The organism is Oceanirhabdus seepicola (genome assembly GCF_023684385.1).
In the GTDB taxonomy this organism is placed as follows: domain Bacteria; phylum Bacillota; class Clostridia; order Clostridiales; family Clostridiaceae; genus Oceanirhabdus; species Oceanirhabdus seepicola.
Genome location: NZ_JAGSOJ010000001.1, coordinates 1,385,627 through 1,397,876, shown reverse-complemented (window position 1 = coordinate 1,397,876; position 12,250 = coordinate 1,385,627). Strand labels below are relative to the sequence as shown.

Below are 12,250 nucleotides of genomic sequence, written 5' to 3'. Positions count from 1 at the left end.
AAGGTATTTTCGTTATTTGGAATTTTTATATAGAAAGTATTTTTATCATTCATATAAAATTAAACCTCACTTTTCTCATATTAATTATAGTACTCAATTGGTACACTTTATTATAGTAATAATAGATTAATAAATGAGAGATTTGTTATACATAAATAATATATTGTATTAAGCGTCATACTAGTATGAGAAGAAAAGGGACTACTGTAAAAAATCACAGTAGTCCTTTTTCTTGTAGACTAATAATTAACAGCAATCACAAGAATCGTCATCATCACATGGAGAAGTATAATTTGCTACAACACGAGCTGTTAATTCAAGTGGACGGCAAGCATCTGATTTTGGAATATTAAAGAAAACTTTTCTTGTGAGTGTACCACATGCTTTATCACAACAAGAATGGCAATCTTTGTGCTTTATTGCAGTAAAACATTTGAAATCAATTATTTTTCCACGGCAGTCACATAGGATAACTCCAACTGATATTTCTTTATCAAAGCAAACATTATTTATAGTGACTTTTAATTTCAAAAATCTATCAGTACATTTGTTTAAATCAATGGGTTTAGTATCAACTTTTTTACAGAATTCACAAGGCTTAAAGCAAATTTTTTTAGTTGTTACACAATTATATCCATCATGACAATCATGATGATCAGGGTGATCTTTTTTACAACTCTTTTCTACAGAGTATAATTCATCTCTTAAGTTATCGTTATTAAATTTATCCATAATATGCTATCTCCTTTTTTATATGCATAGTAAGTTTATTAATACAAAGTATATTAAAATACTTTATAAGGCATAAACAAATAAATAACTAATCATAGGTCTATAGTGTATACTTCTTCCTTAGAATCCACTGATAGCACAACTATCAGTAGAACCTAACTCATCGTCTGATGCAAAATATCTGTCGCATCCTTGACTTGTTATTTATTTTCATATACCTAAGTAAATAATTCTATTCCCATTCGTATTCAAAATATTCATTGTCGTTTTCAGGATTAATACTAATATCAGTATCATAATCATAATCAAACTGTAAATCATGTTCAATTCTGTATTCATTGTCTTTGTCATTAGTTAAATTTGAGTCAGTAGAAGGAGTTATATCATATTGGATATCACGTCCGATTTTGTAATCATTGTCTTTGTCATTAGTTAAATTTGTATCAGTAGAAGGAGCCATATCATATTGGATATCATGTTCAATTTTATAATCATTGTTTTTGTCAGGGGATATATTTGTATTAGTAGAAGGAGTCATATCATATTGAATGTCGTATTCATTTTGGTATTCATTCTGTAATTGAATGTCATATTCAGTGTATTTGTTATGATTTGCACATGAGTTAGTGTTAGTCTTTTTGTCATATTTAATATCAGATGAATTACTATGATTCATATTATATTCATTATTAAAATGGTTATTAAAGTCCATATTAGATTTATCATAGGGGGTTCGGTCTAAGTGTACATCCTTGAAATTAGAGCAGGATGTTGATGGTTGCAGTTTGCCATCAGAATCACAATTTTTATTATCCTTAAGATAGTTAAGTTTTTTATTATTAGAGTCATTAATAGGTTTATTTTTTTGTTTATTAAATTCAGGATATACTAGCATTAATGTAGAAACATAAAAATTTTTTGAATCAAGCTGATTCACAAATGTATCTTCAATAAATATAGTTGTATCCCCAATATGATTGCAAATATTACTAGATAGTATAAAAGTAGAGAATGGTATATCAAAATGAGCTGAATGAACACTTTGACTGGATGTATTTGCAACATAAAGAATTTTTAAATGAATATTTCCGTATATGATTAATTTATTTTCCATGGGAGTATATAAAACATGTGATTTTTTTATTGAAGTATCAATAAAAAGTTGAAGTATAGTTTCTATATCTGGTTTACTATTAGGCACACATAATTTATAGGTTTCGCATATTTCTTTATATGGATAATTATAAGGGCACTTGGGTAACTTGGATTGAGGAGTTATGCCACTTATATCAATAGAATCCATTTTCATTTTTATCCCTCCTGATTTTTTATCAATATTGTAATTTAGTCTATTATTGTTCAAACATTTTAGCTTTAGCTGAAATGTTCATTTCGTTTATATAACTATTTTATGTTTACATAGAGAATCGGTGACGTTCAATAATGCTAAAAAGATTATTATTGTATCTTGAATACCACAGTTTTTTGCTGAGAAAACCACCCGTTTTACGGGTGGTCCTGATTATCATCTTCATAGATAGGGCAAAGAAAGTTGACATACAATAGAGTTGAGTGATTTTTGATGTGGTTCTATTTAGAATTGGATTGTTTTAATTAGTAATATGAATTGAAAGGACAGAGTTTACTTAAAATGATTAAAACTAATATGAGACAATAACTAAAATTCCAATAATTATCGTAATAATAATTATTGTTATAATTACAATTACAATTCACATTTTCATTTTGATTGTTATTTTCATCACGGAGTTTCTCAAATTTTTGAGGAAGACTCTTTCTAGGGCTTGATTTTCTAAAGCTTTTTTGATTATTTATCTTATGAGTAGGTGCTGCTGGCTCATTTTTTTTATTATCTATCTTATGAATAGATGCTTCTGGCTCATTTTTTTGATTATTTATCTTATGAGTAGGTGCTGCTGGCTCATTTTTTTTATTATCTATCTTATGAATAGATGCTTCTGGCTCATTTTTTTGATTATTTATCTTATGAGTAGGTGCTGCTGGCTCATTTTTTTTATTATCTATCTTATGAATAGATGCTTCTGGCTCATTTTTTTGATTATTTATCTTATGAGTAGGTGCTGCTGGCTCATTTTTTTTATTATCTATCTTATGAATAGATGCTTCTGGCTCATTTTTTTGATTATTTATCTTATGAGTAGGTGCTGCTGGCTCATTTTTTTTATTATCTATCTTATGAATAGATGCTTCTGACTCATTTTTTTGATTATTTATCTTATGAGTAGGTGCTTCCGGTTCGTTTTTTTGATTATCTATCTTATTAATAGATGCTTTTGGCGAACTCTTATGTTTTATTATAGAAGCAACAAATACAGTAGAGTATAAGTAGAATGATCTTGGATTAAGCATTTTTATTGATAGTTTTGTTACGTAGGTTAATACCTTTTTTATATTAACTTTACTATCATTAATGGAAATAGGTATTTCAAATGGTAAGTTGAATTTTGCTGTATGCACAGTATTATTTGAAGAATAATATACTAATTCTATATCTTTAACCGCATTAAGAATAATTTGACGTGAAGATGAAGTAAATAAGTTCTTATGGGAATTAATAATTATTTTAACATCTAAACTAATTATTTTCTTTATTTCAGGTCCATTTTCAGAAATACCTAATTTAAATGATTGAAGTATTTCATTATGTGGAGAATCATATAGAGATTTTGGTATTTTATCCATAGGTGTTAACCCTATCAATTTCACACGATTATTGCGCATTATTTATTCCTCCTTTAGTTAATTTCATATGATTACCTTTGTATTATATTATGATAAAAATTAATAATTGTACTCCATAACAAAAAGAGTTTAATTCAATATGTTATGGTAAATTATTAAAATTATATTTATTTAAAAGATAAATTGAGTCGTAAAGCATTAATTTATTTCATAATCTATATTAGAAGAAATATAATTTTTTTGATGGAGGAATAGCATGCCTTGCAAAAAACAAGAGTGTATTGTGACAACTTTATATAATGGTCCATTATATGAAATAAATACAGAGATTAATGAAACTTCAAATAATAGAAAAAAAGAATTGAAAGATAAAAGGTTCAATAGGATTAATAATTTATTAGTACATTTAATATATGAATTAAAAAAAGAAAAAGAAAAGTTCATTACGAATATAAGTCAAAAAAATAGTGAAATAGAATACCTTCTTAGTAAAATAGAATCTCAGAATACAACTATTACAACTCTTAAAGATAATAACTTAAAATTACAAAATCAGATAGATAGACTCAATAATTCAATAGATGAATATAAAGAGAAAGTTCACAGTATTAAAGGGCAGAAAATACGAGAAGAAAAAAAATTCTATAAGAACATAGATTACTATGAGAATCAAATAATTGAGTTAAAAGAAAAAAATGAAGACTTAGTTATGGATTTTAATAATAAAATTTATGCATTATTAAGGGTACTTGAGGAAAGAGATGTTGTAATGGATAAGTTGCGTGAAAGAAAAAATAATAAGAGCTTAACAGAGGAAATTTAAAGTTTTTGTTTATTAAATTTTATGAAACAAATGTAATGTACTAGAATAAATGAGAATATAGCATTTCTTAGGAGGATGATTAATGATATATCTTGATAATGCGGCTACCAGCTTTCCTAAACCTAAAGAAGTATATAAAGAAGTTTTAAATTGTATGGAAAACTATGCTGCCAATTCAGGAAGAAGCTCTCATTCTATGGCAGTGGAAGCAGCTTCTAAAATTATTGATACTAGAATTGAATTAAGTAGCCTTTTTAATATTGAAAGCCCTTTTAATATTATATTTACAAGTAATGCTACAGAAGCATTAAATATAGGAATAAAAGGGGTATTAAAACCTGGTGATCATGTTATTAGTACAGTGATAGAGCATAATTCAGTATTAAGGCCTTTATATTATTTGAATAAAAAAGGTATAGAACTCACCTTAATAGATGTTGATATTAAAGGATATATAAATATTGAGAGCTTAAAAAAAGCAATTAAGAAAAATACAAAAGCAATAGTAATAAACCATGCATCTAATGTTCTTGGAACTATTCAAGATATAAAAGTTATTGGAAAAATAGCAAGAGAAGCAGGGATAATATTTATTGTAGATGCCTCTCAAAGTGCAGGGGTTATCCCTATTGATGTTGTAAGAGATAAGGTTGATATATTAGCTTTTCCAGGGCATAAAGGCTTATTTGGTCCCCAGGGGACTGGCGGGTTATATATACGGGAAGGACTTAAAATAGAAGAGTATAATCAAGGGGGAACAGGAAGTGAATCTTTATCAACTGAACAACCAGATATTTTACCAGATAGATTTGAAAGTGGAACTTTAAATACACCTGGAATTGCTGGTTGGTATGAGGGAATAAGATTTATTAAGAATGTAGGTATAGAAAAAATCAGAGAGCATGAAAATAAATTAGTTAAATATTTAGTAGAAGAATTAAAGAAACTCCATTATGTTAAAATTTATGGAGGGACTGATTATAAAAATAGATGTGCTGTGGTTTCATTTAATCTAGACAATATTGATAGTGCAGAAGTAGGGAATATATTAAATGATAAAGGTATTGCTGTAAGAACAGGATTCCACTGTGCTCCCTTAATTCATAAAATCATAGGTACTTTTGATTTGGGGACGGTTAGAGTAAGTCCAGGTTATTTTAATACTTTTGATGATATAGATATTATTGTTGGAGCTTTAAGGGATATATATGAAAAAAGATTTCAATAAAATAAAACATCCTACAGATTCATAAATATAATATATAGTAGAACCAAGTAAAAAAATAAAAATATAATATATTATATTATAAGTAGGAGATGAACTTTATGATAAATGAAGTTGAATATATTGTAATTTTAGCTTCTAATAATTATGCTTCACTTTTATATAAGAAACTATTAGGGAGAAAATGTAAAATAACTTTTATCTCAGCGCCAAGAAGTATTGCAAGGTCTTGTAAAAAAGCTATAAAATTTTATAAGAGAGATTTGAATATTGTAAAACAAGAGATAAAGAATAATAAGTTAAAAAGTAAGGGTATCTATAAAATTGAGATAAAGAACAAAAAGATTAATTATGTTTTGGTTGGATGAAAATAAAATCCTCATATTTTTAAAATGAGGATTTTTTATTATTAAGGAAATTGAAAAATTTCCTTAATAAATTATCACATGTAATCGTGCGTATATCAACGTGTTACATATTTTTTAAAAACTTATTAATTTCTTCTATATAATCTAATTGCAATTTATAATATTTATCTATACTTTTATTAAATCTATCTTGAATATTATTATAATTTTTATTTATATAATTTACCTTTTCTAAGATTTTATGTCCTGTAACTTTATCAGTAGGAATATATAAATCTTTTGAATTTATAGATTCTACAAAATCATAACATTTTAACCCATAACCTAAGCATATAAAAGGTTTTCCATAAGACATTGATAGTATGTTAGCATGTAATTTTAGATTTATGGTAAATTTGCATGATTGTATCATTCTTGCTAGGTTATATACGTTATAAAGTTTATTAATACATAGCAGATTTTTATGATTTAGTTTCTTTGCAAAATTCTTGCACACTTGTAAATCTACATTCCATATAGGATATATCACTACTTTGTATCCCTGGTCTAATAATTTATTAACTGCAATTGTTAATTTTTCTTCTACTGTCTTCTCATTATTTCCTAAGATACTATTATAAGATGTCCCCCAATTGACTAGAACGGTATTTTCTTTACTTAAATTAAGTTTTTTTACCTCATCATTTAGCGGTAATTTATTAAATACTTTACTAAATATAATCCCTGGATCCCCTATAATTTTAACATTATTAGAATTTAATAAAAATTTAGTAATATTACCTCTTACTCCAGTTAATGAAGAATTTCTAACAGTATTTATAATATTTCGCTCAATCATTCTGTTTTTAGAAAGGGAGGGGTTATTTTTAGAGATGTTATAATAGTAAATTATTTTTTCAGCATGGGTTTTATTTCTTATATCAGTTCCAGAACCCCATATAATAGTAGGTATATTCATTTTATTTGCTTTCAAACATACATTAACAAAGGTACTATTGCGTAATAATGAACCTCCTCCTAGTAAGATTAAATCATAGGGCCTTAGATTTATATTAGTTCCTCTTGTTGGATCATACTGTTTTATTATTGTTTTAGAATTTAAGTTTAATAATATTTTCTTAAAGATATCTAACAATAAATCATCACCAATATTATGACGACCAATCCATCCCAGATATAAAATTTTTTTGCTGTTCATAATTCTTTCTCCTTCGAAATGGTATATCTACAATATTTAAATTACTAAAAATTATTTTTTTAGAATTTTTTCGACCATTTGTACAAATTGAAGGGCACGTTGTGCTGCGGAATGTTTAAAATGTACCATTTCAAATCCATTTTTTGAGATTTCCTTTCTTTCTTTTTCATGTGTTAAATAATATCTTGATTTTTGTAAAAAGTCTTTTCTATTAACAGATACAAAATGCTTTCCAGATATAAATCCTAAATCAGTTAATTCTTTTGATTTAGGTGCTAATAATAATGTATTACATCCAAGAACCTCGTAATATTTCATTACTGGATAATGATATATTAAACCATCTGTAAGAAATATTTTAGACCTGTTAATCTCTTTAGCGTAGGTTTCTCCAGCAAATTCCTTAGGATTTACAATATTACGATAACCAGGATGTTTATGATATACAAAACCAGGTTCTGTTCTCATAACTGAAAGCATTTTTGTTCTTAATGGATAAGTAGAGGCGATTGCTCCCATCATTAAATAATTTATAGTTTTAGGTAGTCCATAGTCTTTAAAAGTATTTGGATCTATAAAATGAGGAATCCAATACATTCTATTTTTTAGATTAGGAAATCTTCTGTAAAACTCATCTCTATAAATAGAAAAGATATATTTAACATTATTATCACGTACAAATTTTATTCTATCACTTGGTCTATAATGAAGATCATGCATAATAATTCCAAAAGGGATATTAAGTCTAGAAAGACCAGTTATTTTTGGACATCTTGTTGGTCTCATATCATTAAGTAAAATAAAATCTGGTTTAAATTTAAGGTAATTTAATATTTCTCTGATATTTCCTGATTTATGCCATAAAACTAAATCAGTAATTTTTGAGAGTTCATTGGAAAAATAGTAAGAGTCTTTCACCAAATGATTACTGAAGTCTTTAGTTATAAATAATATCTTTAATTTTCTCATTATATTGTCACTTCCTTGTGTTTATAACAAAATAGTTATTGACTAATAAAAGTAATTTAAAACAATCATTTCTATAAAGTTTTTTTGTTAGCTTAGATTTTCTAATATATCTTATGTGATTGTACATAGAAGTGTTAGTTAAATAATAGAAACATTTTATATTAAGTATTAATATAATAAAATTAGCAGGATAAAATACATAATTCACCTTTGAATATGTCTAATTACATATAAATAAAGAAAGGAGCTGTAGGTTGAAAGAAAAACAAATTTTGGAGACAAATATAGATGTTTCAATAATAATACCTTGCAAAAATGAAGGTGCAAATCTAAAGTGGACAGTTGATTCCCTGATGAAATCTCAAAATGTACTTAATTATGAAATCATCGTGGTTGATGATGGTTCTAGTGATGGATGTTCAGTGTTTTTAAAAGGTGATGTATATAAAAAAATCACATTAATAAAAACCAATAGTATTGGCGCTGGACAGGCAAGAAATATTGGTGTGGAAGCTGCTAATGGGAAATATTTTATGTTTTGTGATGCTCACATTAAAGTTCCACATAAATGGTTGGATGGTTTAGTAAATACATTAAAAACTTTTGATGCTGATGTAGTAACCCCTTGTATCACAGATATATATAATCCTTTAGCAGCAGCTTATGGGTTAACATGGAATAATAGATTAGCTGTTAGATGGATTTCAAGAAAACCTAAAATTGGAGATGAAATTCCTTTTGCTGGAGCAGGTGCATTATGTATAACAAAAGAGGCTTTTGAAAAAATATATGGGTTTGATAATTTATTTCAAGTTTTAGGAGCAGAAGATCAGGAGTTATGTCTTAAGGCATGGCTATTTGGGTATAAGATTGTAATTAATCCAGAAGTGAAAGTAGCCCATCTATTTAATAGAAAAAGAAAATATAAAGTAACTTCAGCTAATATTATTTATAATACTTTAAGTCTTGCTTATTATCATTTCGGGGAAAATCGCCTTAATAAAACTATGAAAATGTTCATGATGGAAATAAATTTTTCAAATGTACAGAAGGATATTAAGGAGAATTATGAAAAGATTCTTAATAAGAGGAATAAATATTTTAATGAACGTACTTATGATGATGACTTTTTCTTTAAGAAATTTAGAATTCGCTTTTAATGAATAAAACCAGAATTGTATTTGAAAATCAATCAATATAAGATAAGGAGTAAATATTTTGGTAGATAATCTTAATCCAGTAGATGTTTCTATAATTATTCCATGTAAAAATGAAGTGAATAATTTAAAGTGGACAGTTGATTCTTTAATGAAGTCAGAAAACGAACTTAAATTCGAAATTATTGTTGTAGATGACGGGTCTCAGGATAATAGTACAGCTTTTTTAGAGTATAAAGGATATAAAGAAATATATAAGGATATTATTTTAATTAAGGCTGATAATGTAGGGGCTGCACAAGCAAGGAATGTTGGAGCCGAAGCGGCTAAAGGGAGATATTTATTTTTTTGTGATGCACATATCAAAGTACCTAATGCATGGCTAGATAATCTTGTAAATACAATGAAAAATTTTAATAGTGATTTAGTGGCACCTAGCATTATTGATCTATATAATCCACTATCTGTAGGTTATGGTCAAACGTGGAGTAAGCAATTTCAAATTAAATGGTTGACAAGAAAACCAAGTGAAGGGTCAGAAATACCTATTGCAGGAGGAGCTGCACTTGGTATAACTAAAGAAGCATTTGAGAAAATAAATGGATTTGATCGTCTGTTTAAAGTATGGGGAAAAGAGGATGAGGAGATATGTTTTAAAGCTTGGGTATATGGATATAAAATTGTTATAAACCCATTTGTAAAGGTTAAACATCTTTTTAGAACGGGACATCCGTATGAGGTGGTTAAATCAAATGTTATTTATAACATGTTATGTTTCGCTTATTCTCATTTTAATGAACTTCGCTTAAAAAAGACAATAAAGATTGCAAGAAGATTTGGTTGTTTTGATACTGCTAATGCTCAGATTATAGATAATAAAGAATTAATTTCTAAACAAAGAGAAAAATATTTTAATGAACGTATTAATGATGATGATTTTATATTTAGGAAATTTAAAATACCATATTAAGGCAAGTTCAAATAAAAGAAGAGCAGTCTTTCGACTGCTCTTGTTTCATATTTTCTACTATAGCTATGGTTTGTTAAATAATATTTCTAGAGATACTATTTAGTTACTAAAAGTTAAGGACAACAATTTCCTACTTTAACAAGTTTAAGTTTTCCACGAATGGTTACAACTTGATTGCATGCATAAGGTGGATTAGGAGTAGGTGTTGGAGTTGGTGTTGGCGTTGGAGTCGGCATTCCAGGGTCACATTCATCAGTGACTACTTCGAAGTCTACGAGTTCAAAATTATCACAAGTTAATTCATCATCAGTAGTCCACATTGGACATGTACTTACATCTGGTGTTTCTACAATATTAACAATCTTATCTATGCATACACTACCAACGCAGCATGCAGCAGTTTTATTGTCAATAGCAGTAAGAGCAGTTGGAAGAGGAGTCCAATTACCGAAACCATCATTTGTTAAAGTTACGCCGCAATCTCCTATTACACCATCTACAGAAACTATAAAATTGATACACCCAAATACCTTTTCTACTAAAACTTGAGTTGTAACAGGAATTGGCATGTTGCATATTTGAGCGAGTGTATCTACTTCGCAGTATCCAGTAACTTTTCTTACGCAACATTTGGTAATAGCAAACTTAGCGGTATCGTCTGTATCTTCCATATATTCAAAACCTTGAGGAAGAGTCATTGAACAGCAAAATGGTATAAAACAGATACATTCATCTTCGTTTGGACAGCAGCCTGGATCAAGTTCTGCCATTGCCAATTCGCTTTTAGTCAATTTATCCATAGCAGTAAATATGTCTTTTATTTCTTTTTTTCTTTGTATTGTGGTCATTGATTTTTTACCTCCTTTGCAGTAAAGCACAATAAAATAAGTGTATTTACAATACATGATATGAAATATACTAAGGATGTGTGATAACTAGATTAGTATATATAACTAATAAAAATTAAGATAATAGATATATATTATATTAAATAAAAAAAGGTACTTAAGAGACTTTAAAATACAGTTTTTGGTTATAATCTATAATTTATTCTGCATATTTTATATAAAGAGTAATATATGGAAGGAATGTATAAATGGAGTTCAATAGTAATAAATCTGAAAAAAAAATAAACCATGATGTATCAACTACTAAAAGTCCTATAAACTTAGTTAATGATAAATTAATAGATTTAGAAAAACAGATTAAGCAAAAAGAACAATTAATTTCAGAATTTGAAGATATGCTTAAAAATCAGAAAATAAGAGTTCAATCATATGAAGGAAAAATTGAAAGTATTAATAAGCAATATAATAAATTTCAGGAATATAAGGAATTACTAAATAAAAACATAAATCACATACATGAAAATCTAATATATAAAGAAGAGAAAATAAATGAATTAGAAAAAATTTATTTAGAAAAAGAAAATGAACTAACATGTGAGAGAGAAAAAAATTTAAAGCAGCAAGAAATTATTAAACAATATAAAGAACAAATACAGTCTATGAATGAGAAAAATCTTGAAGAAGCAAAAAAAATTAAAGTATTAAATAAGCTACAAGAAAATCTCATAACAAAAGAAGAAAAGATAAAAGAATTGGGAAACAATTGTTTAGAAAAAGAGAGTGAAGTAATAGCTTTAAGAGAAGGAAAATTGAAGCAGGAAGAGGTTATTCAACAATATAAAGAACAAATCTTAGATATGAATGAGAAAAATTCCGAACAGTCAGATGAAATTAAAAATTTAAATTATCTAAGAGAAAGTTTAGTAGCTAAGGAGGAAAAGATAAAGGAATTAGAAGGAAATTGTTTAGAAAAAGATAATGAAATTCTATCTTTAAAAGATAAAATTTCTGAGTATTTAAATAAGAGTTCATTATTAAGTGAAGAAGTAGAAAACTTAAAAAATGAAATTAAGAACTTAAATCTTAAGATAGCTCAAAATCAAAATAATTCATTATTTAAACGATTATTTAATAAGAATACTTCTGAAACTGATAGGTGATAACACTTGTCAGTTTATTTTTGTATTTAAGCACAAAAAAGGTAAAACAAACATATATTAAAGTAGAGTTTGTAAA

General features: G+C 27.0%; 12 protein-coding genes. 6 read left to right on the top strand and 6 right to left on the bottom strand.

Annotated features, from left to right (window positions below; translation table 11 throughout):
- Positions 1–246: 246 nt before the first annotated feature.
- The 3 genes from KDK92_RS06155 to KDK92_RS06145 form a co-directional block, all read right to left on the bottom strand.
- Positions 247–732 (bottom strand): hypothetical protein, encoded by a 486-nt coding sequence (locus KDK92_RS06155; protein ID WP_250858318.1) that lies wholly within the window; start codon positions 730–732, stop codon positions 247–249.
- Between the two features lie 232 nt (positions 733–964).
- Positions 965–2,041: a DUF3794 domain-containing protein gene (locus tag KDK92_RS06150; RefSeq protein WP_250858317.1), complete on the bottom strand. Its 1,077-nt coding sequence runs from the start codon at positions 2,039–2,041 to the stop codon at positions 965–967.
- A 305-nt stretch (positions 2,042–2,346) separates the two neighbouring features.
- Complete coding sequence (locus KDK92_RS06145; protein WP_250858316.1) at positions 2,347–3,495, bottom strand: hypothetical protein; 1,149 nt, start codon at positions 3,493–3,495, stop codon at positions 2,347–2,349.
- 217 nt (positions 3,496–3,712) lie between these two features.
- Here KDK92_RS06145 and KDK92_RS06140 point away from each other — a divergent pair, with 217 nt between their 5' ends.
- The 3 genes from KDK92_RS06140 (at position 3,713) to KDK92_RS06130 (ending at position 5,872) form a co-directional block, all read left to right on the top strand.
- Positions 3,713–4,279, top strand: a complete 567-nt coding sequence (locus KDK92_RS06140) for a coiled-coil domain-containing protein (protein WP_250858315.1) — start codon at positions 3,713–3,715, stop codon at positions 4,277–4,279.
- 82 nt (positions 4,280–4,361) lie between these two features.
- Positions 4,362–5,507 carry an aminotransferase class V-fold PLP-dependent enzyme gene (locus tag KDK92_RS06135; protein WP_250858314.1) on the top strand — a complete coding sequence of 382 codons (1,146 nt, stop codon included), beginning with the start codon at positions 4,362–4,364 and terminating at the stop codon, positions 5,505–5,507.
- A 98-nt stretch (positions 5,508–5,605) separates the two neighbouring features.
- Positions 5,606–5,872, top strand: coding sequence for a putative Se/S carrier protein (locus KDK92_RS06130; RefSeq protein WP_250858313.1), 267 nt, complete (start codon positions 5,606–5,608; stop codon positions 5,870–5,872).
- A 103-nt stretch (positions 5,873–5,975) separates the two neighbouring features.
- Here KDK92_RS06130 and KDK92_RS06125 read toward each other — a convergent pair whose 3' ends face one another.
- Positions 5,976–7,070: a polysaccharide pyruvyl transferase family protein gene (locus KDK92_RS06125; RefSeq protein ID WP_250858312.1), complete on the bottom strand. Its 1,095-nt coding sequence runs from the start codon at positions 7,068–7,070 to the stop codon at positions 5,976–5,978.
- 51 nt (positions 7,071–7,121) lie between these two features.
- The gene (locus KDK92_RS06120) at positions 7,122–8,039 is read right to left on the bottom strand and encodes a glycosyltransferase family protein (protein ID WP_250858311.1); all 918 of its coding nucleotides are present in this window, start codon (positions 8,037–8,039) and stop codon (positions 7,122–7,124) included.
- 254 nt (positions 8,040–8,293) lie between these two features.
- Here KDK92_RS06120 and KDK92_RS06115 point away from each other — a divergent pair, with 254 nt between their 5' ends.
- Both KDK92_RS06115 and KDK92_RS06110 read left to right on the top strand, forming a co-directional pair.
- Positions 8,294–9,199, top strand: coding sequence for a glycosyltransferase family 2 protein (locus KDK92_RS06115; RefSeq protein WP_250858310.1), 906 nt, complete (start codon positions 8,294–8,296; stop codon positions 9,197–9,199).
- Between the two features lie 58 nt (positions 9,200–9,257).
- Entirely contained in the window at positions 9,258–10,166 is a 909-nt protein-coding gene (locus KDK92_RS06110; protein ID WP_250858309.1) for a glycosyltransferase family 2 protein, read from the top strand.
- A gap of 113 nt (positions 10,167–10,279) precedes the next feature.
- Here the strand turns inward: KDK92_RS06110 and KDK92_RS06105 are convergent, their stop codons facing one another.
- Positions 10,280–11,014 (bottom strand): hypothetical protein, encoded by a 735-nt coding sequence (locus KDK92_RS06105; RefSeq protein WP_250858308.1) that lies wholly within the window; start codon positions 11,012–11,014, stop codon positions 10,280–10,282.
- A gap of 248 nt (positions 11,015–11,262) precedes the next feature.
- Between KDK92_RS06105 and KDK92_RS06100 the strand changes: the two genes are divergently transcribed.
- The gene (locus KDK92_RS06100) at positions 11,263–12,174 is read left to right on the top strand and encodes a coiled-coil domain-containing protein (RefSeq protein ID WP_250858307.1); all 912 of its coding nucleotides are present in this window, start codon (positions 11,263–11,265) and stop codon (positions 12,172–12,174) included.
- Positions 12,175–12,250 lie beyond the last annotated feature (76 nt).